This window comes from Pseudomonas sp. DC1.2 (assembly GCF_034351645.1).
In the GTDB taxonomy this organism is placed as follows: Bacteria; Pseudomonadota; Gammaproteobacteria; order Pseudomonadales; family Pseudomonadaceae; genus Aquipseudomonas.
The window spans coordinates 5,510,504-5,537,451 of sequence record NZ_CP133782.1; the positions used below are offsets into that span (position 1 = coordinate 5,510,504).

General features: G+C 58.8%; 23 protein-coding genes. 6 read left to right on the plus strand and 17 right to left on the minus strand.

Annotated elements, in window-relative coordinates; genetic code table 11:
• Positions 1-7: 7 nt before the first annotated feature.
• From icmH to tssA, 16 genes are all read right to left on the minus strand, one after another.
• Entirely contained in the window at positions 8-883 is an 876-nt protein-coding gene (gene icmH, locus RHM68_RS25125; RefSeq protein WP_322219676.1) for a type IVB secretion system protein IcmH/DotU, read from the minus strand.
• A gap of 5 nt (positions 884-888) precedes the next feature.
• Complete coding sequence (gene tssK / locus RHM68_RS25130; protein WP_322219677.1) at positions 889-2,220, minus strand: type VI secretion system baseplate subunit TssK; 1,332 nt, start codon at positions 2,218-2,220, stop codon at positions 889-891.
• A gap of 2 nt (positions 2,221-2,222) precedes the next feature.
• Entirely contained in the window at positions 2,223-2,723 is a 501-nt protein-coding gene (tssJ, locus tag RHM68_RS25135; protein ID WP_322219678.1) for a type VI secretion system lipoprotein TssJ, read from the minus strand.
• Positions 2,724-2,728: 5 nt separating this feature from the next.
• Positions 2,729-3,925, minus strand: a complete 1,197-nt coding sequence (gene tagH / locus RHM68_RS25140) for a type VI secretion system-associated FHA domain protein TagH (protein ID WP_322219679.1) — start codon at positions 3,923-3,925, stop codon at positions 2,729-2,731.
• A gap of 17 nt (positions 3,926-3,942) precedes the next feature.
• Positions 3,943-4,083 carry a hypothetical protein gene (locus RHM68_RS25145; RefSeq protein WP_008030659.1) on the minus strand — a complete coding sequence of 47 codons (141 nt, stop codon included), beginning with the start codon at positions 4,081-4,083 and terminating at the stop codon, positions 3,943-3,945.
• Positions 4,084-4,176: 93 nt separating this feature from the next.
• On the minus strand, positions 4,177-5,694 hold the full coding sequence (locus RHM68_RS25150) for a sigma-54 interaction domain-containing protein (protein ID WP_322219680.1): 1,518 nt from the start codon (positions 5,692-5,694) through the stop codon (positions 4,177-4,179).
• Positions 5,695-5,704: 10 nt separating this feature from the next.
• Positions 5,705-8,359: a type VI secretion system ATPase TssH gene (gene tssH, locus RHM68_RS25155; protein WP_322219681.1), complete on the minus strand. Its 2,655-nt coding sequence runs from the start codon at positions 8,357-8,359 to the stop codon at positions 5,705-5,707.
• Positions 8,360-8,372: 13 nt separating this feature from the next.
• Positions 8,373-9,380: a type VI secretion system baseplate subunit TssG gene (gene tssG / locus RHM68_RS25160; protein ID WP_322219682.1), complete on the minus strand. Its 1,008-nt coding sequence runs from the start codon at positions 9,378-9,380 to the stop codon at positions 8,373-8,375.
• On the minus strand, positions 9,344-11,131 hold the full coding sequence (tssF, locus tag RHM68_RS25165; protein ID WP_322219683.1) for a type VI secretion system baseplate subunit TssF: 1,788 nt from the start codon (positions 11,129-11,131) through the stop codon (positions 9,344-9,346). Before tssF ends, tssG begins: the two co-directional genes overlap by 37 nt.
• Positions 11,132-11,505: 374 nt before the next feature.
• On the minus strand, positions 11,506-11,886 hold the full coding sequence (locus RHM68_RS25170; protein WP_322219684.1) for a hypothetical protein: 381 nt from the start codon (positions 11,884-11,886) through the stop codon (positions 11,506-11,508).
• 2 nt (positions 11,887-11,888) lie between these two features.
• Positions 11,889-12,860: a DUF6402 family protein gene (locus RHM68_RS25175; RefSeq protein WP_322219685.1), complete on the minus strand. Its 972-nt coding sequence runs from the start codon at positions 12,858-12,860 to the stop codon at positions 11,889-11,891.
• 10 nt (positions 12,861-12,870) lie between these two features.
• Positions 12,871-13,395: a PAAR domain-containing protein gene (locus tag RHM68_RS25180; protein ID WP_322219686.1), complete on the minus strand. Its 525-nt coding sequence runs from the start codon at positions 13,393-13,395 to the stop codon at positions 12,871-12,873.
• Positions 13,396-13,405: 10 nt separating this feature from the next.
• Positions 13,406-13,813, minus strand: coding sequence for a type VI secretion system baseplate subunit TssE (gene tssE / locus RHM68_RS25185; protein WP_322219687.1), 408 nt, complete (start codon positions 13,811-13,813; stop codon positions 13,406-13,408).
• Positions 13,814-13,826: 13 nt separating this feature from the next.
• Positions 13,827-15,302 (minus strand): type VI secretion system contractile sheath large subunit, encoded by a 1,476-nt coding sequence (gene tssC / locus RHM68_RS25190; protein WP_322219688.1) that lies wholly within the window; start codon positions 15,300-15,302, stop codon positions 13,827-13,829.
• 28 nt (positions 15,303-15,330) lie between these two features.
• Entirely contained in the window at positions 15,331-15,834 is a 504-nt protein-coding gene (gene tssB / locus RHM68_RS25195; protein WP_322219689.1) for a type VI secretion system contractile sheath small subunit, read from the minus strand.
• Between the two features lie 32 nt (positions 15,835-15,866).
• Positions 15,867-17,423 carry a type VI secretion system protein TssA gene (gene tssA, locus RHM68_RS25200; RefSeq protein ID WP_322219690.1) on the minus strand — a complete coding sequence of 519 codons (1,557 nt, stop codon included), beginning with the start codon at positions 17,421-17,423 and terminating at the stop codon, positions 15,867-15,869.
• Between the two features lie 631 nt (positions 17,424-18,054).
• Here tssA and RHM68_RS25205 point away from each other — a divergent pair.
• From RHM68_RS25205 to RHM68_RS25230, 6 genes are read left to right on the plus strand one after another with little or no spacing between them, the layout of a single operon-like run.
• Positions 18,055-20,124 (plus strand): type VI secretion system tip protein VgrG, encoded by a 2,070-nt coding sequence (locus RHM68_RS25205; RefSeq protein ID WP_322219691.1) that lies wholly within the window; start codon positions 18,055-18,057, stop codon positions 20,122-20,124.
• On the plus strand, positions 20,121-20,954 hold the full coding sequence (locus RHM68_RS25210) for a DUF4123 domain-containing protein (RefSeq protein ID WP_322219692.1): 834 nt from the start codon (positions 20,121-20,123) through the stop codon (positions 20,952-20,954). The genes RHM68_RS25205 and RHM68_RS25210 overlap by 4 nt, the downstream gene beginning before the upstream one ends.
• Positions 20,951-24,223 carry a toxin VasX gene (locus tag RHM68_RS25215; protein WP_322219693.1) on the plus strand — a complete coding sequence of 1,091 codons (3,273 nt, stop codon included), beginning with the start codon at positions 20,951-20,953 and terminating at the stop codon, positions 24,221-24,223. The genes RHM68_RS25210 and RHM68_RS25215 overlap by 4 nt, the downstream gene beginning before the upstream one ends.
• Positions 24,220-25,143 carry a DUF6708 domain-containing protein gene (locus tag RHM68_RS25220; protein WP_322219694.1) on the plus strand — a complete coding sequence of 308 codons (924 nt, stop codon included), beginning with the start codon at positions 24,220-24,222 and terminating at the stop codon, positions 25,141-25,143. Before RHM68_RS25215 ends, RHM68_RS25220 begins: the two co-directional genes overlap by 4 nt.
• A complete protein-coding gene (locus tag RHM68_RS25225) occupies positions 25,140-25,565 on the plus strand; it encodes a hypothetical protein (protein ID WP_322219695.1) in 426 nt (141 codons plus the stop codon). The genes RHM68_RS25220 and RHM68_RS25225 overlap by 4 nt, the downstream gene beginning before the upstream one ends.
• Positions 25,562-26,497, plus strand: a complete 936-nt coding sequence (locus RHM68_RS25230) for a hypothetical protein (RefSeq protein ID WP_322219696.1) — start codon at positions 25,562-25,564, stop codon at positions 26,495-26,497. The genes RHM68_RS25225 and RHM68_RS25230 overlap by 4 nt, the downstream gene beginning before the upstream one ends.
• Before the next feature lie 132 nt (positions 26,498-26,629).
• On the opposite strand, the gene RHM68_RS25235 is transcribed toward RHM68_RS25230, so the two are convergent.
• Complete coding sequence (locus tag RHM68_RS25235) at positions 26,630-26,905, minus strand: HU family DNA-binding protein (protein ID WP_003213368.1); 276 nt, start codon at positions 26,903-26,905, stop codon at positions 26,630-26,632.
• Positions 26,906-26,948 lie beyond the last annotated feature (43 nt).

The window sequence follows — 26,948 nt, forward strand, 5'->3', positions numbered from 1 at the left end:
TCCCTGTTTACGGCTGCGACTGCGGCTTGACCGCGGCCGGATCTAGCTGCTGATAAGGTTGCAGAATGGCTTCGCGTTGCTCGCCCAGCACCCAGGCAAACCCCGAATACATCACCACCAGGCACACCACGGTGAACAGCACGACCATCCACGCCGGCACGATGCGCACCAGGCTGCGGCGCTGATCGTTCAAGCCTTCCCAGTGCGGGGACAGCTCGCGTGGCACGTCGCCGCGCAGTTGACGAATCTGACGGTACAAGGCGTCGCGGATACCTTCGAGTTCGAGCATGCCGCGCGCTTGCACGCGGTACTTGCCTTCGAAGCCCAGGGACAGGCACAGATACATCAGTTCCAACATCGGCAGGTGCTTGACCGGGTTTTTCGACAGGCGATCCAGCAGGCTGAAGAATTTCTCGCCGCCGAAGGTTTCATTGTGGAAACTGCTGAGCAGGCTCATCTGCGACCACTCGCTTTCGTTGCCCCACGACGTGGTCACGACGGCTTCATCGACCACCGTGCAAAGCACGTAACGCGCGGCCATCACCTGGCTGCTTTCGGCGCCGTTATGCAGCGCGCGAACATCAAACAGTTTCAGGGCGCCGCTCAGGTGCTCTTTAAGGGCGTACATGTCTTCACGGCTGCCGCTGTGCTTGAGGCGCACGACTTCCGACAGCAACTCGGACGCGGCGGCCACCAACGAGTTGAGGCTGATATTGAACGCTTCGGCCGGACGCAGGCGCGCGGCGTAGATCATCCGTTCTTCCAGCTGTTCGAAACGCGGCGGAGCCGCGAAGTCAGTCAGCGGACTCGACGCCGGGCCGTGACCCTGACGATCGAGCAGGACGGTCTTGTCGTCCTGATTGTGTTCCAAGTCCTTCGTCATGTCGGTCAGTTCCTGATGGCCCAGAATTTCAGTTCAAGCTCGGCGAATTCGCCGGACACGTGGAACGCAAAGCCGCCGGAGCGCTCGAGTTGTGCCAGGTCTTCGGAACTGAGTTCGAGGATGAAATAGGTTTTGTTGGAGTGAAACGCGATCTGCCGCGGGGCTACCGGCAACGGTTTGACCTTGATGCCCGGCAGATGCAGGTTGACCAGTTGGCGAATGCGCTCCACCGGACCGACCTTGAGGTGCGCCGGCAAACGCTGGCGCAGCTCTTCGGAGTCGCAGTTGGCACTGGCCGCCAGCACGAACGAAGCCGAGCCCAGCAGTTTGTGGTCGTGCAGCGGCGACACGATGATGCCGTACTGACGCGCTTGCAGGACCAGTTCGATGGCGTGCTGTTCGAGCACCATCGATAGCACCTGACGAATCGCTTCCATCAATTTGCGAAAACTCGCGCCCTGGTCGCTGTGCTGGTAACGGCTGTCCAGGCGCGGACGTTTACTGTCGCTGGAGAACGTCGCCAGATCGCCGAGCATGGTCAGCAGCGTGCGGTACAACTCTTCCGGATGAACCTGCTCCAGACCGAGGTAGTGGCGCAGCAGCAGTTCGGTGCGGTTGATCAGTTGCAGCATCATGAAGTCGCCGACTTCCGCGCCACCGACCTTGCCATTGGAGCGGATCCGGTCGGCGATAGTGTCGCCCCGGTGGCCGAGCATGCTGATCACCTCTTTAAGGCACGACAGCAAATAGCTCGATGAATGTGCCTGTATATAGGTCGGCACAAAGTCCGGATCGAGGCTGATCACGCCGTCCGGCGTGGTGTCGAGCACTTCGCAAATCTTCAGCTTCACGTAGGCCTGATCGCTCTGCTGCTCACCCAGCAACAAACGGAAGTCCGGACGGGCGCAACTGACCTGGCTGGAGGAATCGTCACCGGCGTTGGAATCGGCGACTTCCGCTTCGTAAGCCGTGTAGCGCGCCAGCACGTCAGACTGCTCCGCACGGCGGGCCTCGATGTGGTTACCGGTGACCAGCGGCAGCGCCAGGTAGACCGGCGTGTTGCCGGTGTTCGGGGGGACGTCCAGGGCCAACGGTTCGGTGTTGCCACCCAATTCGAACAGGCTGCCATCCGGCAGAATCCCCGAGGCCTGGCTGATCACCACTTTGCCCATGTTGAGGAACTGCAAGTCGATGTCCAGGTTCAGGAAACCCCAGGTGTAGCTGCCCAGCAACTGGGTGCGGGTCTTCATCTGATGTTCGTAGTAACGATCGTTGTGCTGGAAGTGCTGCGGACGCAGCAACATGCCTTCCTGCCAAATGACTTTATGTGAATTCATGATCAGTCATCCGCCTTGGCGAGCGCTTCGTGGGTGTTGCGAATGCCGGCCTGGTCCAGGGTCAGATCAACCTCAGTGACTTGCACCGGAGTGACTTGCACCGTGTAGCGCCATTTGGTTTCCGGCAGGTCACGGTAGGCGGCGAGCACGCCAACGTAGCGGCTGCCCTCTTCCACGCTGAGCTTAAGCTCGACGGTTTCACCAGGCCTTAGCTCAAGCTCTTCGGTGGCGACCATGTCCGGGGCCAGGGATTCCTTGGCGCGCTCGTACAGGCTGAAGAAGTCAGCATTTTCAAACGCCACCGGATGCTTGAGTTCGAACAGGCGCACAACGATCGGCGACGGACGACCGTTGAGGTCTGGGTTCAGCTGATCGCTGGCGGTCAGTTTCAGGTTGACCTTGGTCACGGTGGAGTAAGGCGACAGCGACGAGCAGCCAGCCAGCAGCACCAGGGCCGCAAGCGCCATCAGCGTCTTGATAAAAGCGGTCGAGCAGCGAGACATGCGCATCATCCTTGGTGGTCGGTGTGTAGGGTGGAAATCAAGCGGATCTGTTCTTCATAGGCCTGGGCGAAGTCGCGGGCCAGCAAACGCTCGCTCCAGTCGTCGTCCTGACGCAGCGCTTGGTGATAACGACCGTAGGCTCTCCAGCGGCTGCCGGAAGTGGCCAGTAACGGCTTGTTGTCGCGCTCGAAACGCAGGGTCAGCTGTTGCGGCGAGAAGTGTTCCAGCGTGCCGCGAACGGCGGCGCGGCTGGCGGTCAACAACGCCACCTGGTGCGCCTGCAAATCGCGGAAGGCACGCGAAATCGCCTGCTCCGGCGGTAACTGGCCCGGCTTGTTCGGCTGCAACAGAATGCCCAGCGCTTCACTGGCATCAACGGCGAATTTCAGCGGGTTCTTCTGGGTGCCTTGCACAGTGGTCTGCGCCAGACGCAGTTCGTTTTTCAGCTCGCTGCGAGTGCGCAGGCTCTGCTGCAAACCGGCAACACTCTGCCGGAGCAGGCGTGCAGCATTCAGCGCCAGAGCTTCGCGAGCGTCGTGATCGAGGCCTTTGACGTCCACGCCCAGGGCCGCACCGAAGTGTTCCCAGAAACCTTCGCTTTGCCGCTCAATCGCTTTCGGCGCCGGGACAGGTGCCGATTCTGCCGGGGCGTCGATCAGCTCCGGGACCATCAGGCTTTCCATGTCGATACGCGCGTAGTCGGCCCGCTGACGGGTGTCCTGCGGCGCGTTGCTCGGGGAAATCAGTTCGTCGATTTCCGAGTACACGCGCTCTTGCTGGTCGAGGGCGTTGAGCGGGTCGAGGTCGAGGAACGCATCGTCCGGGATGATGCTGCCCGCAGGCATCGGACGACCGGCTTCGACGTCGAAGTTAGCCGGGTCGCGGACCAGCCGCGCACGGATCTCGAAACCACCCAGCACGTACACGCTGCCGTGCTCGATACGCATGGCTTCGCCCTTGCGCAGGCGCGCGCCGCTTTCGCTGTCCTGGATACCGTTGCTGCTGGTGTCGGTCAGGAAAAATGTACCGTCGCGGTAGCTGATCATCGCGTGATGATTGGACAGGTGCCGCTTGCGGTCCGGGATGATCCAGTCGCAGTCGTCGCCCCGGCCAATGACGCCACCGGCCTGCTTGAAGGTTTTCTGGCACAACTCCGTGGGTACGAACTGCGTGGTGCTCAGCATTTCGAAAACCAGTTCCATGATGATGCTCCTTGCGGTCACTTGCCGCGATTGACCGCCTGCGGATCACCCAATGGGCGATAGGTGTTGTCGTTGAATTTGTAATTGCCGCTGCAGCCACCGAGGCCGCATAGAACGACGAGGGTCAGCAGGACGGCTTGCCAGTGACGAACAGACATCAGAGGGTCTCCAGGGGTAGACAAAGCACAAAGCGCCGACCGGTTTGGGCAGCGCTGTCGAAAGCGTATGAGGTGAAATCGAAGGTCGTTTGCCTAGCCATCGAAATCACCCAAGTTGATGTTCAGGCGCCCGAGTCGGTACAGCAGCGTGCGGCGTGGCAGCCCGAGTTCACGTGCCGCGAGGGTTTGGTTGCCGTCGTTTTTGCGCAGGCAATCGAGCAGCAGACTGCGCTCGACCTGCTCCAGGCGTTCGCGCAAGTTCAGGCTGCTGTCTTCAGGCATGGCTTCGATGCGCAGGGAAAAATGCTCGGCCAGCAACTCGCCGCCCTCGCACAGCAGCACGGCACGTTCGACCAACCCCTTGAGTTCACGCACGTTGCCGGGGAAGGCGTAACCGGACAGGTGATCCAGCGCCGCATCGGACCAGCACACGGCATCGCGCTGCAAAAAGGCGCAAGCCTTGTCAGCGAAGTGCCGGGCCAGGTCGAGGATGTCGCCTTCACGCTGACGCAAGGCCGGTAGCTCAATCGGGAATTGCGCGAGGCGGTAGTACAAGTCCTCGCGAAACTTGCCTTCGCTGACCAGCACCGATAAATCACGGTGAGTCGCGGCGATGATGCGCACGTCGATCTTGTGAGTATCGTTGGAGCCCAGCGGACGAATCTCGCCTTCCTGCAACACCCGCAGCAGCTTGGCTTGCAACGACAGCGGCATGTCGCCGATTTCATCGAGCAGCAAAGTCCCGCCATTGGCCGCATCGAACAGCCCAGCGCGGTCGCGATCAGCGCCGGTGAACGCGCCTTTGCGATAGCCGAACAACTCGCTTTCAAGCAAGTTTTCGGGGAACGCCGCGCAGTTCTGCACGATGAACGCCTGAGAGCGGCGCGGGCCGCAATCGTGAATCGCCCGTGCAACCACTTCCTTGCCGGTGCCAGTCTCACCGCGCAACAGCACGGTGTAAGGGCTGTGCAGCACTTTGCTGATCAGCGAATAAGTCTGGCGCATGGCCGCGCTCTTGCCGATGAGCCCATAACCGCTGGCGCTCGGGACACTACGGGTAACAGGGGCCGTGAAGCTCGTCGGCTGACGCAGGCGTTGCAGCAAATGTAACTGGCCAAGCACGAACGACCCCAACTGCCCAAGGGAATCGGCAAAGCCTTGAAGGTCGACATGCCGGTGACTGGCGCACAGCAATAAGCCTTCAACGGCCTTGTGCTGATTGACCATCGGCACGCACAACAGCGACTGCCAGGGTCTGGTCTGCGGCGGCAGGAAACTGGTTTCATGCAGGCTGCCGCTCAGCTCGCCGAGGCTCACCACGCGGTTCTGACACAGCGCAAATTGCAGCAGTTGTTCGCCGTTGTAATCGGCTGGCAGGCTGGCCGTTTCACGGGGTTGCAGAATACCGTTGAGGCACTCAGCGTTCATCCCCAGGCACATGTGAGTGGCGTCCAGCAGGTACAGCTGCGTCAACTCGCAACCACTGAGTTCGGCCAGACCGCGCACGAAGTCACCCAGCAGCGCAGCACCGTCCGCCGCCCGCGACAGGCTGGCGAACTGCGCCAACAACGCTTCAGCATAGACCAGCGGTTGCGGCACTTGAGTGAACATCACACCCACCTCAGGCGAACTCGCACGTCACGCTGGCATTGCCGTCGAGCGTCGCATGCACACGCTTGAGGCTTTCGCCTGTCGCCATCGCATCGAGCAAACGATCAGCCACCAGCGGCAGCACGTGCAGGTCCAGCAAGTGGTCGATCAGGCGTGCGCCGCTGTCGCTTTGGGTGCAGCGTTCGGCCAGGTGATCGACAAGGTTCTGGCAGTAGGTGAAGTCGAGCTGGCGGCGGTTCAGGCGCTCGCCCAGACGACCGAGTTTGATTTCGATCAGCTCGCGCAGCACCGGGCCGCCTACCGGGTAGTAAGGCACTACGCGCATGCGTGCCAGCAACGCCGGTTTGAAGTGTTTGCTGAGCACCGGGCGAATGGTCTCTTCGAGCACTTCGGCGGAGGGTCGTGCGCCGTTTTCGCAAAGCTCGGCGATGCGGTCGCTGCCCAGGTTAGAGGTCATCAGGATCAGCGTGTTGCGGAAATCGATCTCGCGACCTTCGCCGTCGTTCGCCACGCCTTTGTCGAAGATTTGGTAGAACAGGTTGAGCACATCCGGGTCGGCCTTCTCGACTTCATCGAGCAACACCACCGAGTACGGCTTCTGCCGCACAGCTTCGGTGAGCATGCCGCCCTCGCCATAACCGACGTAGCCTGGCGGTGCTCCAATCAGGCGCGAGACGGTGTGCTTCTCCTGGAATTCGGACATGTTGATGGTGGTGATAAAACGATCACCGCCGTAGAGCAAATCAGCCAGCGCCAGCGCGGTTTCGGTCTTGCCGACGCCACTCGGGCCCACCAGCAGGAACACGCCCACCGGTGCATCAGGTTTGTTCAGGCCGGCAGCGGTGGCGCGCATCGACCGATCCAGTGCGTGAACCGCTTGTTCCTGACCACGGATGCGGACACGCAGGTCGGTGGCGAAGCTGGCGACTTTGGCATTGTGTTCGCGGGCCAACTGGGCCAACGGCACGCCAGTCCAGGCGCTGATCACTTCAGCCACCAGACGCGGGCACACTTCGAAGCTCACCAGACGCTCTTTGACTTGGGCTTCGGTCAGCGTGCGATGTGTATCGTTGAGCGCGGCCTCCAGAGACTCGACGCTTTGCGCTTCGTCTACTGGCACGTGCAGCGTTTCGATCACGGTGCCTTCGGCGTCTTCTTCCACCGTGACGATGGGCTCGACGGCAGCAACTTCACGAGCCTTGGCCAGTTGCTGACGCAAGTCCAGCAAGCGTTCAGCGAGTTCTTTCTGTTCGGTCCAGAGGACTTCCAGCGCGACCCTTTCGTCTTCGGCTGCGGTCAGACGATCTTCCAACGCGTCCAGCGCTTCGTGATCGATCAGCAGACCGGCCTCGGCATCGCGACGCAGGGCCTGGCGTTGACGGCCACCTTCAGCCAGTTCGCCGCGCAGACGTTCGAGGCTTTCCGGTGCGGCGGCGAGGCTGATGCGAACGCGCGCACACGCGGTGTCCAGCACATCGACGGCTTTGTCCGGCAGTTGGCGCCCCGCGAGATAACGAGCGGACAACTCGGCCGCAGCGACCACCGCGTCATCGCGCAGGTAAATGCCATGGCTCTTCTCGTAGACCTGCGCCAGACCCCGCAGGATGGTCACCGCTTCGCTGACGGTCGGTTCGTGCAACTGCACGGGTTGGAAGCGACGAGCCAGGGCCGGGTCTTTTTCAAAGTATTTCTTGTACTCCGCCCACGTGGTGGCCGCAATGGTGCGCAATTCACCACGGGCCAGGGCCGGTTTTAGCAAGTTGGCCGCGTCGGAACCGCCGGCATTGCCGCCCGCACCGATCAGGGTGTGGGCTTCGTCGATGAAGATGATGATCGGTTTTGGCGAGGCTTTGACTTCGTCGATCACGCCCTTGAGGCGGCGTTCGAATTCACCTTTTACGCTCGCGCCCGCCTGCAACAGGCCCATGTCGAGTGACAGTAACTCAACGCCTTTCAAGACTTGCGGCACTTCCCCGGCGGCGATGCGCGAGGCCAGACCCTCGACGATGGCGGTTTTGCCGACACCAGCTTCGCCGACCACGATCGGGTTGTTTTTGCGGCGACGAGCGAGGATGTCGATCATCTGGCGGATAGCACCATCGCGGCATAGCACCGGGTCGAGTTTGCCGTCACGAGCCTGTTGGGTCAGGTTGTGGGTGAAGCGCTCCAGCAGGGACTCGCCCGGCACGGCAGGTTTACCGGTGGCCGGTTGCTCTTTCTGCGACAGGGCAAATTCTTTCAGGCGCTCGATGTTGAGTTTGGACAGCAACGACTGATAACGACTACCGGCGTAGCGCATCGGATTGCGCAGCAGCGCGAGGATCAACGCAGCCTGCTCAACCTGGCTTTGGCCCAGTTCAAGGTTGGCCACCAGCAACGCGTCTTGCAGCCACTGCACCAGCTCCGGGGCAAACACCGGGTTGCGTGAGGCACTGTGTTCGACCCGTGATTGCAACGCAGCACTCAGCTCACCGGCATCGACTTCAGCGTCTTGCAGGGCGCGTGCGAGCAATCCTTGCGGGCGCTCCAGCAGGCCCAGCAGCAGGTCTTCGACGAGGATCTTGCTGCCGCCACGGGCGACACAGCGCTCAGCCGAACTTTCCAGGTCACGACGGGTTTCGGCGTCCAGCGCCTGGATCAGTTGTTGCAGGTCTACGTTGATCATAGGTCTCACGTCCTTAATGAATTTTGCTGCCCAAGGTCACCACGCCGTCCGCTTTCTCGCGGCCGAGCCAACTGGTCCACCCCAGGCGACAGGCGTTCTGCTCACCGATGCGCAGTTCGCGGATTTCTTCCTGGCGCAGGACCAGGCGAATGTCGTAATCGAGTGGGTCACGCAGGGTGAACCGCACCAGCGCGCACAGCGGCTGGTAGCCGAAACCGATTGGCAGGAATTCGTGAAAGCGCAGCCAGTCGAGCTCGCGAATGTGAATCCGGAATTTGCCACTGCGGTCACGCACGCTGTCACCCAGCACCAAATCTTCACCCAACAGACTGTTGGCGCGGCCCAGGCGATTGCGCTGCTCGTCGAGAATTTCTACCCGGCGTTCGATGCACTGCTCGATGGTCAGCTCAGCGTGTTTGAAGTAATAACGCAGCACCGCCTCGATCAACGCCGCCGAGTGCGCGCGCAAGCTGAGCAGGCCGAGGTAGGGCAGCAGGCGTTTCCAGTTCAGTTCCTGGGCCCGGCGAATCTCTTCGCCGCCGAGGCCGATCAGGGCAAACAGCTGCGCCGAAAACGGGTCGAGGGCACCACTCTGGAAGCTGGCGCGGTAGCGGTACTTGCGCCAAATCGGCAGCATCAGCCGTTGCAGGCGATGGTGGAACAGGTCAAGAAAGTTACGCGTCGGGTTACCGTCTTCGCTGTCGCCCAGGGCCTGCTCGCCATAGAACGCCGGCAGCGGCGAACCGGAGCCGACCAGGCCGATCAGGTTGAAACGCAAACGTGCGCGCAGTTGGCCGTGCTCTTTGAAAAACTCCACACGATCGACGTCGCTGCCAGGGAACCCAAGGCTCGGGTTGGCCTGGAATTCCAGCTGGTCGTACAAGTCATCATGGCTCAGGTGCGGGTGGGCCTCGCGCAGCCGGTCAACCACCAGCAGCACGGCCTGAAACAGCGAGTACTCGCGTATTCCTTGGGTCAGTCCGCTTAAAGCAGCGGCTGAAGGCCCATACGTGGTGTCCATTGGTACACCTCTCCCTGTGTGCTTTTTACCCGCAGCTCATGGTACGAATTGAGACTGGCGTAAAGCGCGAAAAACTCGTTAAGAACCGAAGCGAAAACGAACAGATCGCCCTCGCCGATATAGCCTTCCGGATCGATGGTCAGCTCGGTGCGCAACCCGCGCACCGGCAACCCTCGGTGCAATCGGTCGACATGCTTGTGCTTGATCGACTTGAGCCCGCCCAGCAGGCGCTTGCTGACTTTTTCCGCGTGTTGGTCGTAGTAGCGCGGCAGGTCATAGGTTTCCAGAATCACCTTCAACGCGTTGACGTCGGCCAACGACAGGTAGTTCAGCGACATGTTGCTGATCAGTTTCCAGAGAAAGTCACGGTTCAGCGGCGGCGCGAAACTGGACGTGGCCGGGGTGATGTTGCGGAACGTCAAAAACTCCGGGGTCTCTTCGCAGGACTGATTGATGCTGCCGAGCTTGAGCTTGCGCGGCAGGTTCTGGTTGGTGCACATCAGCTCGATCGACAGGGTTTCGTGGGCCTCGGTGTGACGGATACCGAAGCTCAGGTGTGTGTCGAGGCCGTCATGCAACGAAGATGAACGCTGGCGAATGCTGTAATGCGGACGACTGGTGAGCACGTCGAAACTGGGGTCGTGCTCAAAGGATTCGAACGGCACGTACTCCTGATAGCCCAGGCCGCCCGGCTTCCAGCCCGTGACGGTTTCCACCGAAAACACACCGCAGTTTTCCAAGTCGTATTCGGCCGGCAGCAGTAGGTATTCGTCCTGCTTGCCGTCGAGGCGAATGGGCAACGCATCGTGCTTGAATAGATTAACGATGGGCGTGCAGTAGAGCTTTACGTTTTCCAGGGTCGGACGCAGACGCTGGATGCCGCTTTTGCGAATGTCGAAGCGCAATTCCAGGCCACGCATTTGCTTGAGCATGTCTTCCGGCAATGCCTTGAGCAGATCGAGGCCGTTGACATCGACGAACAGGAATTTGTCCTGAAAGGCGAAATACTCTTGCAGGTAGCGGTAGCCACGGAAGGTATTGAGCGGATACGGGATCAACGCTTCTTCTTCGGCAAACCCCACCGGCTGCACACGGTCGCCGGGCATCTTGAACGCCATCGGCGTGCCATTGGCGCCATTGATAGGCTTACCTTCGCCATCCAGCGGGATCAGCTCGATGCCTTCCAGGTTACGCAGCAGGCTCAGGTAAAGCATCTGGCTGATATAGCGCTCGCCAGCGAAGTGCAGGCGCAGACAGCTCAGTTCCAACTCACCGAGATGACCGTCAGCACTCATCTCCAGGCGCAGGCTCAACAATGAACCGTCGCCCTTCACCGAATACGTCAGCGCGGCCAGATCCAGCGGCAATACTTGCGTTGGGTAGCACGTGCGGAAACGGCAGCGCACCTCATTAATGGGCTGACTCTCTACCGGCGTATCGCGCTCAACCAGCAACGCAGGACCGGAACGCTTCAACGGGTCGAACTGCAAAATGCTGAACGCCGGCAACGGCCGCATGTAGTTGGGCCACAGCAGGTGCATCAGAGAATGGCTAAGCTCCGGCAACTCGTCGTCGAGCTTCTGCCGCAGACGACCAGTCAGAAAAGCAAAGCCCTCCAGCAACCGCTCCACGTCCGGGTCCCGCCCGGCCTGACCCAGAAAAGGCGCCAACGCCGGGCTACGCTCGGCGAATCGGCGACCTAACTGGCGAAGTGCGGTGAGTTCGCTTTGGTAGTAGTGGTTAAAGGACACGGATTACCTGCCTGGTATTGAATCTCATGAAAAAACTGTCCTGCGGGGCTTGACCGTTATCATTACAATCCACCGCCCGAAACATCCGGGGAAGCAACCATAAAAATAAAACGCTACCGAGCCATAGACTTAGTAGAACTATATTTCTCGACATTCCTGATGCATCCCAACCCACAACAACCCCATAAACGACTGCAACCTGAATCAAAAAAACGGACATCCGACTTAAAGGCAAAGACAACAAATAGGTATACGGCTCAACCATCCCATACCTTGCCACGACCGAAATATCGTAAACAGTAAGTGGCAAAACCAGAGCGACGGCCAAAACCAGCATCAGCTTTGTTATCCGTATTCCCATAACGATCATTAGCCTAATTACACGCTGGAATGATCCAGCCTTCATATCCGTTTGCGGTCGGATAAATGGCGCGTGAATTTACCCACTGCGAGCGCTCATCTGTTGTAAATTCTTTTTGCCAAAACAGCCATTCGGAAGACTTTAAAAGTTTATCTTCCTTGTTATACACCCGAAAAAAAGCCTCACTCGCAAAAAGCCTAACTAGTTTCCCGGGTACGCCTAAAGCCGCATACTGGGGAATATAAGAATTTATATAGCACGTCCGGGATTCGTTCCAAGTGGTGGAATATACACCAGCCAAAGCGGCCGCTTCGGTCTTGAGATACATCCAATAAATGAGTGCCATCCCGAGAACTACCGTGATTGAAATTGGCACCACATAAGTCTGTTTCATACTCATTTACCTGAAGCCCGCGATTGAAACTCTTCAAAATCGACTGGACCAAGATGGATAATGAATGACGTCTCATACAGCTTTACAGCTGTATAAATCATCATGTCACCACCTTTTTTATTAAGCTCCCGATATTTATTAAAATGACCATTAGTCACCTTGAAATAACGAGTATCGCCTTTATCGATAAAGCCTGGCTCACTCAAATAATCGATCGGCCCTGGACGTATAACGCCTTCCCGGCTCCAATAGCCAAGAAGCTGATCACCGTCGACATTTAGAAAGTCATAAGTGTCTCTAACATAAAAACCGACCTGTTCAATCTCGATAGCTGGAAATCCATGATCATTTGAAATTGTTCGAAACTTTGTCGCTGCAATCTTGACTACAAAAGTGCCTAATGCCCCATATACATCATCGAGAGAATCTGTTGCCTTTTCCCATGTTGTCGCGCCGAACCTGATGATATTGAATTGAGAAAGTTCTTCCAGCTGAATTGCCGACTTATCACTGTAGTCAACATAGGAACTTTTCAACGTTCGGGCATCCGCATCCAACAGACCCAGTCTTTTTAAACGGGTCATCAAAATAACCAGACCGTTCGAAAGCTCATCAAGAGTCCCCTTCAAACGGCCCGCACTTTTGTTGAATTCGGCGGTTGAGGACAGGTCCGCGACAAATTGGTCGATTTCGGGTTTGACACGAGTCGACGCAGTGAAAAGCCAATCAAACGGGATATCGGTTATCAGCTTTTCTGCGCTCAGGGTACTCGCGGCGATATCACCCTGTTTGACTGCTTTGGGCAGCTCGTAAGGCGCACCCCTAAACCATTGGCGCATCACTCGCGCGGCGACTTTCCACCCGAGCTTGTCCATGGCAACAGGAATGTCAGTCAGTTGAAAAACCTCGGCGGTCGCTTCTTTGCCGGCTTTATTGGTGGCCGGTGTCAGCGGGGCGGTTATCGCAGCGGGCATGATCTCGACCTCAAGAAAGCGCTATGGAGGATTGAGGTTCCAACAGCAGTGAAACCCCTTCGGCAATAGCTGAAGCAATCACTGAGGTTTTGCCGTCTGCATCCGTTACACCGGTAATTTCTTTCCCCGAGTCGGTTCTAAGCGTGTACGCACGGTCAGCAATCGGAACTCCGGTTTCAGGATTTCGAACCACGAAGTGCTCATTGAATGGCCACTTGATCTCCACCGGCAACGGCGCCACAAACGGCACCGGAGAATGCGAATTCCCGATAATCACCGTCCCGGATCCGGCCGTCACTTTGTTGCCATGCGTCCCGACGGAATCCACCGTCGCTGCCGCTTTACCGTTAATCAAAACGGTCGTCGCCAACCCACCCGACATCGCACCACCACACGCCGAGGCATCACCTTGGCGGGCGGCCGCGAGGCCGTCGAAAAAGACGTCGCCGGAACCGGCGGCGATTGGGTTGGTGCCGTGGCCGGGGAGCGGGCAAGCGGTGGGGTCGGTGACGCGGGCTGCGGGTTTTCCGGACATGCGAATCTCCTTAGTTGACCTTCACTTGACCGCTGCCATCCAGGCGCGCGGCGAAACTGACCTGACGCTTGAAACCATCAACTTCCAGCAGGCCTTCGATGCTGAAGGACAGGCGAAGCTGATCGTGATCACGCGGCAAGGAAATGACACGCACATTGCTCAGGCGTGGCTCGTAGGCTTCGATGAAGCTTTCGATGGCTTGGCGGGCCTGACTCAGTGAGTCATGCAGGCTCAAACGCATGTCATTGAGATCGGGTAGCCCGTAATCGGACAGCGTTTGCACGCTGCCCGCACGGGTGCTGAGCATCTTGGCCAGATGGGCAGCCACGGACGCCGTGGCAGAAACCTCGCGGCTCCAGCCGACGCGTTTATCCGCGTCGCCACCCAGGCGTTCGAAAAGGCTGCCGTATCCAGTCATGAGTGAGCTCCGTTTACTCTTTGTCCAGCTTGCCAACCAGCGACAGGGTGAAATCAGCCCCCATGTACTTGAAGTGCGGGCGCACGTTCAGGCTGACGCGGTACCAGCCAGGCTCGCCTTCAACATCGCTGACGATGATCTGGGCAGCGCGCAGCGGACGACGGCCACGGACTTCGGCGCTCGGGTTTTCCTGGTCGGCCACGTACTGGCGGATCCACTTGTTGAGCTCCAGCTCGAGGTCGGTACGTTCTTTCCACGAACCGAGTTGCTCGCGCTGCAGCACTTTCAAGTAATGAGCCAGGCGGTTGACGATCATCATGTACGGCAGTTGGGTGCCGAGTTTGTAGTTCAGCTCGGCCGCCTTGCCTTCAGCGCTGATGCCGAAGAACTTCGGTTTCTGCACCGAGCTGGCGGAGAAGAACGCCGCGTTGTCGGAGCCTTTACGCATGGTCAGGGAGATGAAGCCTTCCTCGGCCAATTCGTATTCACGACGGTCGCTCACCAATACTTCGGTAGGAATCTTGGTTTCGATTTCGCCCATGCTTTCGAAGTGGTGCAACGGCAGGTCTTCAACCGCGCCACCGCTCTGCGGGCCGATGATGTTCGGGCACCAGCGGAATTTAGCAAAGCTGTCGGTCAGCTTGGTGCCGAACGCGTAAGCCGTGTTGCCCCACAGGTAGTGCTCGTGGCTGTTGGCGACGGTTTCTTTGTACACGAACGATTTGACCGGATTTTCTTCCGGGTCGTAGGGGTTACGCAGCAAGAAACGCGGCACGGTCAGGCCCACGTAACGGGAATCTTCCGACTCACGGAAGCTCTGCCATTTTGCGAATTGCGGGCCTTCGAAGTGATCTTTCAGATCCTTCAGGTCCGGCAAGCCGGTGAAGCTTTCCAGGCCGAAAAATTTCGGGCCGGCGGCGGCAATGAATGGGGCGTGGGCCATGCAGGCAACGCTGGACACGTATTGCATGAGTTTCACGTCCGGCGAGCTTGGGGACATGAAGTAGTTAGCGATGATCGCGCCTACCGGCTGACCACCAAACTGGCCGTATTCCGCGGTGTAGATGTGCTTGTACAGGCCAGCCTGCATCACTTCTGGCGAATCTTCGAAATCGTCCAGCAGGTCTTCTTTAGAGACGTTGAGGATTTCGATTTTGATGTTTTCGCGGAAGTTGGTGCGGTCGACCAGCAACTGCAGGCCACGCCACGACGATTCCAGGGACTGGAAGTCCGGGTGGTGCAGGATTTCGTCCATCTGACGGCTGAGCTTGGCATCGATCTCGGCAATCATGCGGTCAACCATGGCTTTCTTGACCGGCTCACCGTTGTTCTGCGGCTTGAGCAGCTCTTCGATGAAGGCCGACACACCGCGCTTGGCGATGTCGTAGGCTTCGTCGTCCGGCGTCAGGCGGGTTTCGGCGATGATGCTGTCAAGAATGCTGTATTCGCCATTCTCTTTACTTTTTTGTTGCGCTGCACTCGTGCTCATAGTGTTGGCTTCCTTGGCTGATAGAGACTCAGGCGTCCTGGGCTGCGGCGTTCAGGCCCAGCTCACCCAGCACGCGACCGCGGGATTCGTCGTCGGCGAGAACGCCTTCGATGGCTTTGCGGAACGCAGGCGCGTTACCCAGTGGGCCTTTGAGGGCCACCAGCGCGTCGCGCAGTTCCATCAGCTTTTTCAGCTCAGGCACTTGCTCGACCAAGCTGGCCGGGTTGAAGTCCTTCATCGAATTGACACGCAGTTTCACGGCCAGTTCTTCAGTGTCGCCTTCTTCCTGAAGACGGTTCGGCACGCTCAGTGTCAGCTCCAGCTCTTGCTTGGCCAGCACTTCGTCAAAGGTCATCTTGTCGATGCTGATCGGCTTGCGATCTTCGACTTTGCGTTCGTCCTTGCGGTGGGTGTAGTCACCGATTGATAGCAGCTTCAGCGGCAATTCAATCTCTTCCTGAGCACCACCGGTGGCAGGTTTGAAAGTGACGTTGATGCGTTCCTTGGGGGCTACCGAGCCTTCTTTGGCCATGGCTTTTCTCCTTGCGGTTGTGGCCCTGGGGCCTATTCGAGTACCACTTCAAGATCGAGGTGGCACAGCCTGCGATAAATCTCTTCCTTGCGTTCACGTACGGCATGGTTCTGCGGCAACAACTCGCAGCAGCTATGCAGTAAATGCAGCACTTCCAGCGCAAGATCGGGCTCCCAGGCGTTCAGGCCTGAGTCCTGTAATGTTTGGTCGAGGGTTTCGAGCTGGGTCTTGGCCAGTTCGTATTTCTTGGCCATGAAACACAGCCGCGCCAGGGCAAACTGCCAGAAGAACCGCACCCGCCCACCTTGGGCAGCTTGCAAGCCCTGCTTGAGAATCTGCACCGCGGCCTTGAGGCCGTCCTTGCGTAAAATCGGCAGGACTTCTTCCAGCGCCAATTCCCAGGCTGGCTGCGTGTCGGCCACTTCGACCTTGCGCGGGGCGCTGGCGCTTTGCAGATGCGGCATCACGTGGGCGCTGATCCAGGCGCGCGTGGCGGGATCAGCAAACGGTGCGCCGTCATGGAAACGCAATTCGATAATGCCGGGCAGGCGCTGAACCAAAAGCGCGAAGTGGATCTCCACTTCGCGCATTGCCATCTCGGCGTTCAACCCCTGGAGACATTCCCAGACTATTCGTTGGCCATCGAACCAGAACGGAGCCTTCGCCAGGCTTGCCTCCAGCTCAACCAGAAGGTCGGCATATTTGGCCTGATCGAAACGCTCCTGATAGGCCTTGAGCTTGTCCGCCGGCAACCCGCGCAATGCGGTGATCTGCTCGGCATTGCGCTCGGGTACCGCATCGATGGGCAGCCACAGTAACGTCCGATTCAGACGCAGGGCACGCAGGTCGGTGGCTTTCTGCTTGAGCCACCAGGCACACAGCGGACGAGCGTTTTCCTGCTGGGCGCGCAGGGCTTTATGGGCTTCTTTTTCGTTGTCGATCGGCGCGCCGGGGGTGAACAACTGAGTCGCGGCCTGCTTGACCTGCGCAACCGCCGCACCCACCACGCCGGGTTCTGGCTGGTTGTCAGCAGCGCGTTGGACCATGTTCTTCAGCCGGCGAGAAATCGGCAGCAGCAAGGGCGCATCGTCGCCCAGGTGTTCAGTGCAGGCGGCATCGAGACCTTCCAGGTGCTCAACCATGCGGCGGAACAGTGGCAGTTGCTCTTTGATCGCCACGTTTTCGGTCAGCACTTGCTCAAGACGCGGCACCAGCCAACTGATGGCCGCGGACCGGGTGCGAGCCTTGCTCGGGTGAATGTCGGCCCAGTGATTCTCTGATAAATGGTGCAGCAAACCGAGACCCGCCAGCAGCCCCTGGAAGGACTCGCGCTGGTACAGCGCCCATGTCAACCAAGCGCCGACGCGCAGATCCTTGGACTGCGTACGCAGCAGATTTTCACTGTTTTCACGGATTTTCAGCCAGTCGATCTGACCGGCTTCATGCATGGACGAGGCTTTCGCCAGCTCGCTTTCCAACGCCTCGTATTCGCCCGAAAAGCGAACATCCTCGCCCGCAAAATTCTCTTTTGAAACAGAGGCTTTTGCGAGTTCAAGGTAATGTGCGGAAAGTTTGCTTGAGTAGGACATCCCTGGCCTTTAATTAGGATTACGGTCAAGCGTCTATTGCTGTTTCAGCGACGCGGGACAATATCAAAGAGCTGCGGTGAATCTCATCCAATTGAGTTCGTGCTCTTTCAAGTGGTCGCATCGTACTCACGATGATGGCCACTAGCAAGCATCCGATCAAACAACAAGACGAAGTGTTCCCTGTCACGTGTAGGTGATTACCCTATATGTGACAGGGGATTGCCTGACGGCAGATTAATAAGCAGGTGTATACCGAACCGGCTGGAAACGTGCATTCCAGAGGGGTCGCCACATTGGAAGCAAGCATGGTTAATTCCTTCGCCTTAAGTCAGAAGCAAAGCATGACAAGAATAAAAAATGATTACTGTAGGAGTTTTCCCAAATGTTACAGCCATTCATCAGCAAGTCAGTTGATGACAACATCCAATAAAAAAAGTGCCAGCATATTGCTAGCATCGTATATTCCATTGATACAACATTCGAAATTGCAGAAAGTTCACACCCAAGTCATGGATTTTTCCTACATCAATCAATTCCTCCCATTGCTAACGTACTCGGCTCTTTCGCGAGCACAGGCCATGGACGGTTTGGACGTCGCGCTTTCATATCCTCTGGGCTTAAGGATAAGCGTATGTTCGGGTCGGCCAATACGGCGCATTTCACACTGCACATCCCCGCGGTTAGTCACGATTTCAAGGTGCTCGCGTTTGAAGGTACAGAGGCGATCAGCGCCTTGTACGCCATCCACGTTGAGCTGGTCAGCGAGCACCCTGATTTCGATCTGGAACGCCTGCTCAGTCAACCGGCGTTTCTGCAATTTGGCTTCAACGGCGAAGGCCTTCACGGCCGCATCGAAGACGTCATGGTCGGTGAGGCCGGCAAGCGCCTGACCCGTTATCACCTGACGCTGGTGCCGGCGCTGCACTATTTGCAGTTCAGCCACAACCCACGGATTTTCCAGCGGTTGACGGTGCCGCAGATCATCACGCAAGTGCTCAAGGGGCACGGCATCCTGAGCGATGCGTTCAGCTTCCATGTCAGCACCAGCCCCGAGCGCGAGCACTGCACTCAATACGGTGAAAGTGACCTGGATTTCGTCCAGCGCTTGTGCGCCGAAGACGGCATCGCGTGGCATCACCAGCATTCATCGGACGGTCATCAGTTGGTGTTCACCGACGATCAAACCTTCTTCCCTAAACTGGGCTCCACCCCCTACCAGCAAGACTCGGGCATGGTCGCGGAGCACCCGGTGGTCAACCAGTTTTCCATGCGTTTCAGCACCCGTACCAGCTACGTGACCCGCCGCGACTACGACCTGAAACGGCCACAGCTGTTGCTGGAAAACAGCTTCAGCGCCGAGTTCACCCCGGTGCTGGAAGACTACGATTACCCGTTGCTGATGCAGACTGAAAAACGCGGCAGACAACTCGCCCGTCAGGCCTTGGAGCGCCACCGCACCGACTATCAGTTGGCACAAGGCACCAGCGATCAGCCGACCCTGCGCAGCGGTCACTTTTTTGACCTGATGGAGCATCCGCGTAAAACCGCCAACGATCTGTGGCTGCTGCTAAGCGTTACGCACTTTGGGAAACAGCCACAAGCACTCGAAGAGGTGATCACCCTCGACGTCAAACCCGAAGAGGGTTTCACTCAGGGTTACCGCAATACGTTCAGCGCCATTCCGTGGGACGTGTTCTACCGACCACTTTTGCGCCCGCGCGCGAAGCTGCTGGTCAGCCAGACCGCACGCGTCACCGGGCCGGAGGGCGAAGAGATTTTTTGCGATGAGTTTGGTCGGGTAAAGGTCGAACTGCCTTGGGACCGCGCCGAACTCAACAGCGATAAAAGCAGTTGCTGGCTACGGGTCTCGTCCAGTTGGGCGGGCGAGCAGTTCGGCGCGGTGACCATCCCGCGCATCGGCATGGAAGTCGTCGTCACCTACCTCGAAGGCGACCCCGACCAGCCGCTGATCACCGGTTGCGTGCCGAACAAAGTCACCTGCGTCGCCCATGCCTTGCCCGAACACAAAACCAAAACCGTATTGCGCAGCCACAGCTCGCCGCGCACCGGTGGCTACAACGAACTGTCGCTGGAAGACCGCGCCGGGCAGGAAAAAATCTACCTGCGGGCCCAGCGCGATATCGAGCAACTGATCCTCAACGACAGCGACAGCCGCATCGGCAACGACCGCCGTGAACAAATCGCCCGCGACAGCCACAGCCTGATCGGCAACGACCGTTTTGAACAGGTGGACCAGCACAGCGCCAGCCTGATCAAGGGCGACGAACTGCACACCACCGAAGGCGCGCGCAATACGGTGATCGGCGGTGAAGAACGGATCAGCATCAGCGGTAACGCCAGCACCACGGTGGCCGGAACGCTGGTGATTCAGGCGGGTTCGCAAGCGCATATGACGGCCGCCAATGTGGTGGTTGATTCGGGCATGAGCCTGACGCTGAAGGCGGGCGGTCACCACCTCGTGATTAGCGCCGGTGGGATTTTCAGCAGCGTGGCCATTGTTGAAGGTGGCGCGCCAGTGGCGGGGATACCTGCCCTGCTCGCTCGCTCATTGGTGCCGGTGGCACCGCAGGCGCTGATCGCGCACTCTCTGGCTGCGCAAAAACTCGCGTTGACCCAAGCTGCGCAACAGGCCTCCCCCGTCTGCACCGTGTGTCAAAAACTGGCGGAGATGACCGCATGAGTCAAGCCTACCTGCTGCTGGACCGCGCCCAGATTGAACACCTGCCTGAGCAACTGTTTGAACTGGGAAGCACAACGTATCACCCGCTTTATCAAACAACCGCCTACAGCCCCTTGGAAGACGTCGGGCCGGTGCTGGTGCCGGTGGCTCCCGACAGCCCGCTGGCCCAGTTTTTCTTGCAGGCATGGCGCGCGACGGCGGGTGTCTGGCTGGAGTCGGACGCCGAGGAATCGGTAGTGCTCGACCATTTACGCAGCCTGATTCACGTCCGCGTCGAGGGTGGTCTCACGGTGCTCTTTCGTTACTTCGACCCGCGCATTACCGCCCTGTGGCTGGCGCACCTGCCCTGTGATGAACGTGATCGTCTGATGGGACCGGTGCGGCTGATCCAGCTTCCGGCGCTGGATATTCGTCAAGAGAATCCGGATCAACCCTGCGCCCGGTATGCCCATGAGCCTTGGTTAAGCCTGACGGCGGACTTGCTGGAGCGCCTGAGCACGACGCAACGACGCTGCGTTACCCAACAGTTGATCGAACACTGCCAGCAGCACTTTTGCGAATACGCGCAGGGGCTGGACGCTTCTACGTTGCAACAGTGGGCCGAGCGCTGCCAGGACAATGCCGGGCGTCATGGTTACGGGGCCATCGACGAAGTCCTGCTCTGGGCGCGTTTCCAAGTGGCGCTGGGTACTGACTTTCCCGACGACTCTGCTCACGCCGTCTACCGACAGCTATTGGCCGAGGCTGGGGTATCGCCCAACCAACGGCTGGAAAACCTGGATGCAGAACTGACGCGTCAGTTGCTCAGCGACACGGAGTCCTGCCCATGAGCGCAAAGAAACTGGCGATGGTCGACAACGCCGCTCGGGCCAAACGCGCCGCCAAGGCCGCACCTCACGTCGATATCAACTGCACTGTTTGGCCCTGCCCCGCCAGCCAGCCTGAGCTTTTCGTGGTGCCCGTGCGTTATGCCTTGGCCGAAGAAAAGGCCGACGACCCGTGCTGCGTTCCCGGCGTAACACCCAAAAGCCGACCCATGGCGGCGCGACGCTTGCGCGCGGGGTTTGTGTATATGTGGCAGGACCAGGGCCCGCTCAAACGCTATGCGGTGTCGCCGAACGGGTTGTTCAAGGAGCAAGCGCTGGAGGCCGATGCCACTCCGGTGCTCGACGCCACGCTGGCCGGTCTGGCCCTGCAAAAAATCCACAACGCGTGGATGCTTTACAGCGAGTTTCCGCTGAACGCCGAGCACTGCCAGGCACTGACCGACAGCAGCGCCAAACGCCAACAGCACATGCGCCATGTGGCGTTGCGCACCGTGGCCAATGAGCTTCAAGCCGAGCATTGCCCGCCGCTGGAAAAAGCCGCTCAGGTCATGGCCGAGCTGCGGCCCAATACCTTCGCCCGCTCGATGAAAGTCGACCAGCTCAGGGCCGTCGAAAACACCGATGCGCTCGGCGCCACCCTGATGAAAGAGCCGACCCCGGTCAACATCAAGGCCTACACCGATGCCATGCACCGCGCCCGTGAGCGGGAAAATGTCCTTGCCCAATACCCCGAGGCCAGCGATCAACCGCCCGGCGAGTGGAGCGCCGAAGCGTGGGACGGCCAAGGCACTCAGAACTGGCTGGACAACGCCAAGGAGCAAGCTGAATACCTGTTCGCCGTGTTTGCCTGCCTCGACGATGATCTGGGCGTGTTGCGCGACATCAACCATGAGCAGGAATGGATTGAAGCGAGCCACGAAACCTGGCTGGGGGATAACCACCTGCGCTTGAGCATCGGCGGCTTTGTTCGCAGCCTGATCAGCGAAGATGGCGCCGAACTGGCCGGTTCGCTCAGTTATCGCTACAAGGATCGCGAGATCGAGCTGACCCCGGAACAGGGCAAGGTAATGCTGGCGACCCAGCAGCGACTCGATGAAGAACTCAAGGCTGAAACCCAGGCCCGGCAGTACGGCGGCCAGCCCACGCAGGCCGAAACCCGCGCCAGGGACGGGCGTATCGCGGCCATCGTCGCCCCGGTGCGGGCCTTTATCCCGGCGGATTTGTACAACGAAGCAGAGTTTGTCGTGCGCGAGTACCGCGCCGAAAAACAGGCGAATCTCAACAATCATCACTGGAGTGCCAAGGTCGACGAATACATCGACCTCAAGGCCATGGACCACTGGTTTTCGCACACCGCCGCCGACCATTACCGGCAGATCGACGCTCGTCATACCGCCTTGTTCGCCGACCGTGGCCTGTACCTCACGCGCTCGCACAGCGGCACCTGGTTTGTCGATTACCACGACCTGCCCACCCGCCACTGGCTGACCGAACTGGCCACCGGCTGCCTGACCGCGCAATGCCTGCGCGCCGAGGGCGCTGAGCAATATGCCGATTACGTGCGAACCACCGATGACGGCGCGCTGAAACACCTGTTCAACGGCTGGGCGCCCTCGATCGATGCGGCGGTTAACAACGTCTCGCGCCTGAACGAACTGATGGCGGCGCTGGCCGCCGACAACGTCAGTGCCACCTATCAAGCCTTGGCGCCGCTGAGCACCTTGGTCCTGGACGACATCGCGGCCATGGCCCGTGAGGTCAGCAGCTCATGGAGCGTGCTGGTCAACCGACTGGCAGCGGCGCTGCTGTTGCTCAAGGGCGACGACGCGTTCAGCCGCGCCTGGATGGGCCTGCTCATCGCCAACCGGTTGGGCAACAACGCGCCGTTGGGGATGCTGGTCGAGAACGGCCGGCGAGTGTGGAAAATGCTGGGTGAGCAGGCGGAAGCGCTGGACGCTTGGGTCAAAGCGACCGGGCGGGCCATTGGCACGGGACGGATTGAGCGGATTTTGAATTCGCCGGCGGTGGTGAACAGCGGCGGGGTGTTGCCGTTGGCGGCGTTGTTGCTGAACGTGGTGAATGCGCAGAGGTATTGGCGTGACGCGGAGGTGTTGGAGGGGATAGAGAGTCGGCGGGTGAATGACACGCTGTCGGCGACGTTGTATGCGGGGGCGGCGCTTACGGCGGTGATTGATAATCAGGTGCGGAAGGGGTTGGGGAAGGATCGGTTTCATTTCTTTGGTTCCGCAGCTCCGACGCTTACGTTGTTTGGTGGGGTGATTGGTGGACTGTCGGCCTATGCCGCGTTAAAAGAGTTCAAATCCCTACAACTACAACTGGAAAACGCACAAACCCGAATCGATCCCTGGCTGGAGATGCGTCAAATCGCGGTCGGTGGACAAGTCGCAGCCTTCGGCGCCCAGGCGATGTTAGGGGTTGGCTACACTGCTCGTGCCCTGGCAGGCTCAATCACCGTCGAAGTCGCCATCCTGCGCTACACCCTGTACATGGGCCCGTTGAACTGGATCCTGTTCGGGTTGGGCGTGTCGTACCTGATTGCCACGATCATGCAGCAGACCCCGCTGCAAAACTTCCTGAATTTCTGCTGCTGGGCAAAAGGCCGGGCGCACGACTTGGCACCTATCCCGCCCAAAGCCCAAATGAACGAACTCGACCGGCTATACCGCATCCTTTATGCACCGCGGGTCACGATGCAAAGCAGTTCGCAGTCAGCCAGGAATGATCGCCCTTCCGGCGTCTCGTTCGTCAGTTCCATCGACACCCTGACCATCGATTTACCGGGGGCCGAGCCGGGCAGTGTTTATCTGGAAATGAGCATGATCGGCGATCCGATTGATACCCAGGACTCCCGCGACCAGATCAAAAATCGCCCGATCCACCAGTACAAAACCCCGAGGCCATGGCGCGACATGGCGCCTCATTGGTTATCCAGCAGCACCTGCCAGTGGATACCGTACAAGGAAGGTCAGGGCCTACGCTTGAGCGGCCCATTCAACACACTGAAAAACATACTGAGTTCGACCCCCACCACGGTCTCACTTCGTTTGCGCTATCGCACGCCGCTGATTGTCATGCTCGGCGCCCAGAACTTCATCGGTGGCGAACAAGGGCTGGCGTTTACCCTGAATGACACCACTGGCGTGATAGAGCTGCGGGGCGACCCGACGCCCCACCTCGACCGTGCCCCGAATTACCCGCTCGGCGCGGAGCATCCCGGCGGTGTTTACCTGCAACCCAAGGACAAAGCATGAGTACACCACCGGCAGGCACCACGAAAAAACGGATGCTTTCGCGCAATGACTACCTGGCGCCGTTACCGATCCCGACAGGTAGAAACCCTTCGGATGTGCTCAACATCATCTGGCGCAAGAACGAAGTGTTCTTGGATATAGGTAACTACAGCATCGGCTCAGTGGTGATGACGATGTGGCCGATGGTGATGTTGTTTTTGGGGTTGGCGTACTTTTTCAATGATCCTGATGCATTGATTCTTGGGGCTTGCATCATGGTTATCCCCATTTTTTGGGTGATCCAAGGCCTCTTCCGCAAAGTCCCCCTCCCAGTGCGCTTCAACCGCCAACGCCGCGAAGTCTGCGTCCCCCGCGAAGACGGCGAGTACTGGATCGTGCCCTGGGAAAGCGTCACCGCCGCCGCCACGCAGCAGTCATCGGTCAGTCAGGCCGGTAAAGCCACGATGGGTTTGCTGATCATCGGTTTCGAAAACCCTGACCCGCTGGCCGAGGAAGACAACCAACATTTTTCCCTGGGCTTCAACTGCGGTGGCGGCACCACGGCCATGGCGTTGTGGGAGTGCATGCGCAGTTATATGGAAGTTGGGCCGCAAGCCACACCCGAGGCGGCGGCACTTAATTCAGGCGCCAACCTGCGCTACTACATCGATTACATGAACGACAAAGCCAAAGAGCGCGGCTGGTTTCTAACGCTCTTGTGGGAAGGCGTATTCGGCGTATTTATTTTCAATGCGCCTCTCGCTACCTATCTACAAAGAAAGAAGCTTTACCCGCCACCCGACCTACCCCACCCCGACATCATCGAATGGTCAAAACCGCTCCCCCCAGAACAATGGGCACAACGCTCCCAGGAACTGGAAGCCGCCATCACCCAACGCGAGGCTGAACTGGCCGCGCAGGCGGAGCGAGCGTCGGCTTGACGACGAATACCCACGCCTCTCGTAACGAGATCAAAAACCGCCCGATCCACCCGTACAAAACCCCGAGGCCATGGCGCGACATGGCGCCTCATTGGTTATCCAGCAGCACCTGCCAGTGGATACCGTACAAGGAAGGTCAGGGCCTACGCTTGAGCGGCCCATTCAACACACTGAAAAACATACTGAGTTCGACCCCCTCCACGGTCTCACTTCGTTTGCGCTATCGCACGCCGCTGATTGTCATGCTCGGCGCCCAGAACTTCATCGGTGGCGAACAAGGGCTGGCGTTTACCCTGAACGACACCACTGGCGTGATAGAGCTGCGGGGCGACCCGACGCCCCACCTCGACCGTGCCCCGAATTACCCGCTCGGCGCGGAGCACCCCGGCGGTGTTTACCTGCAACCCAAGGACAAAGCATGAGTACACCACCGGCAGGCACCACGAAAAAACGGATGCTTTCGCGCAATGACTATCTGGCGCCGTTACCGATCCCGACAGGTAGAAAACCCTCGGACGTGCTCAACATCATCTGGCGCAAGAACGAAGTGTTCTTGGATATAGGTAACTACAGCATCGGCTCTGCCGTGATGGTGCTGTGGCCAGGAGTGATGTTGTTTGCATGGATGGGATATTTATTCCGAAATGATCATGACGAAATGCATCTTTTTGCTGTAATGACGATTTTCATTATTGGTATCCCTATATTTTTTTTGATCCAAGGTCTATTTCGCGAAGTGCCCCTCCCAGTGCGCTTCAACCGCCAACGCCGCGAAGTCTGCGTCCCCCGCGAAGACGGCGAATATTGGATCGTGCCCTGGGAAAGCGTCACCGCCGCCGCCACGCAGCAGTCATCGGTCAGTCAGGCCGGTAAAGCCACGATGGGTTTGCTGATCATCGGTTTCGAAAACCCTGACCCACTGGCCGAGGAAGACAACCAGCATTTTTCCCTGGGCTTCAACTGCGGCGGCGGCACCACGGCCATGGCGTTGTGGGAGTGCATGCGCAGTTATATGGAAGTTGGGCCGCAAGCTGTTGAGGATCAAACAGCGCGTTTCGACAGGTCGAAAGGAATATGGGCGACTTACCTGGACGATCTGATCAAAGCCTCAAAACTCAGAGGCTGGTTCGTAACGGTCCTCTGGGAAGGGTTCTGCGGGATCTTCATCTTCAACACGCTGCTGATCGATGTGCTCGAGCGCTGGAAACTCAATCCGCCACCCGACCTACCCCACCCCGACATCATCGAATGGTCAAAACCGCTCCCCCCAGAACAATGGGCACAACGCTCCCCGGAACTGGAAGCCGCCATCACCCAACGCGAGGCTGAATTAACGGCGCAAAAACTCGCCTGATACCTACACGCAACACCTGCTCACCAGACTTCATTGCCGTTCACATGAGCCCATAAAAAATGGGCCTCCGACTAAATCGGCAGGCCCATTTTTTAATACGGTTCTCCCCGCTTTTCAGGGAGTTCGCCGCAATTATGGATTAACGCTGTCTTTCAACGATTTGCCTGGCTTAAAGGCGACGGTGTTGCTCGCCTTGATTTTCACTGGCTCACCGGTTTGCGGGTTTTTGCCGGTGCGGGCGCCGCGGTGGCGTTGCAGGAAGGTGCCAAAGCCCACCAGCGTCACGCTGTCCTTGCGGTGCAGAGCGCCGGTAATTTCTTCGAGAACGGCATTGAGGACGCGGTTAGCTTGCTCTTTGGTGAGGTCTGCTTTTTCAGCGATTGCAGCGGCGAGTTCTGGTTTACGCATTAGTGAAGCCCCTTTGACGGTTTTTTGTTGTTATGTCCGTGCT

Excerpts from the sequence above, each read along its gene's own strand:
- icmH (WP_322219676.1), bottom strand. The coding sequence starts at position 883 with ATGACGAAGGACTTGGAACACAATCAGGACGACAAGACCGTCCTGCTC.
- tssK (WP_322219677.1), bottom strand. The coding sequence starts at position 2,220 with ATGAATTCACATAAAGTCATTTGGCAGGAAGGCATGTTGCTGCGTCCG.
- tssJ (WP_322219678.1), bottom strand. The coding sequence starts at position 2,723 with ATGTCTCGCTGCTCGACCGCTTTTATCAAGACGCTGATGGCGCTTGCG.
- tagH (WP_322219679.1), bottom strand. The coding sequence starts at position 3,925 with ATGGAACTGGTTTTCGAAATGCTGAGCACCACGCAGTTCGTACCCACG.
- RHM68_RS25145 (WP_008030659.1), bottom strand. The coding sequence starts at position 4,083 with ATGTCTGTTCGTCACTGGCAAGCCGTCCTGCTGACCCTCGTCGTTCTA.
- RHM68_RS25150 (WP_322219680.1), bottom strand. The coding sequence starts at position 5,694 with ATGTTCACTCAAGTGCCGCAACCGCTGGTCTATGCTGAAGCGTTGTTG.
- tssH (WP_322219681.1), bottom strand. The coding sequence starts at position 8,359 with ATGATCAACGTAGACCTGCAACAACTGATCCAGGCGCTGGACGCCGAA.
- tssG (WP_322219682.1), bottom strand. The coding sequence starts at position 9,380 with ATGGACACCACGTATGGGCCTTCAGCCGCTGCTTTAAGCGGACTGACC.
- RHM68_RS25170 (WP_322219684.1), bottom strand. The coding sequence starts at position 11,886 with ATGAAACAGACTTATGTGGTGCCAATTTCAATCACGGTAGTTCTCGGG.
- RHM68_RS25175 (WP_322219685.1), bottom strand. The coding sequence starts at position 12,860 with ATGCCCGCTGCGATAACCGCCCCGCTGACACCGGCCACCAATAAAGCC.
- RHM68_RS25180 (WP_322219686.1), bottom strand. The coding sequence starts at position 13,395 with ATGTCCGGAAAACCCGCAGCCCGCGTCACCGACCCCACCGCTTGCCCG.
- tssE (WP_322219687.1), bottom strand. The coding sequence starts at position 13,813 with ATGACTGGATACGGCAGCCTTTTCGAACGCCTGGGTGGCGACGCGGAT.
- tssC (WP_322219688.1), bottom strand. The coding sequence starts at position 15,302 with ATGAGCACGAGTGCAGCGCAACAAAAAAGTAAAGAGAATGGCGAATAC.
- tssB (WP_322219689.1), bottom strand. The coding sequence starts at position 15,834 with ATGGCCAAAGAAGGCTCGGTAGCCCCCAAGGAACGCATCAACGTCACT.
- tssA (WP_322219690.1), bottom strand. The coding sequence starts at position 17,423 with ATGTCCTACTCAAGCAAACTTTCCGCACATTACCTTGAACTCGCAAAA.
- RHM68_RS25205 (WP_322219691.1), top strand. The coding sequence starts at position 18,055 with ATGTTCGGGTCGGCCAATACGGCGCATTTCACACTGCACATCCCCGCG.
- RHM68_RS25210 (WP_322219692.1), top strand. The coding sequence starts at position 20,121 with ATGAGTCAAGCCTACCTGCTGCTGGACCGCGCCCAGATTGAACACCTG.
- RHM68_RS25215 (WP_322219693.1), top strand. The coding sequence starts at position 20,951 with ATGAGCGCAAAGAAACTGGCGATGGTCGACAACGCCGCTCGGGCCAAA.
- RHM68_RS25220 (WP_322219694.1), top strand. The coding sequence starts at position 24,220 with ATGAGTACACCACCGGCAGGCACCACGAAAAAACGGATGCTTTCGCGC.
- RHM68_RS25230 (WP_322219696.1), top strand. The coding sequence starts at position 25,562 with ATGAGTACACCACCGGCAGGCACCACGAAAAAACGGATGCTTTCGCGC.
- RHM68_RS25235 (WP_003213368.1), bottom strand. The coding sequence starts at position 26,905 with ATGCGTAAACCAGAACTCGCCGCTGCAATCGCTGAAAAAGCAGACCTC.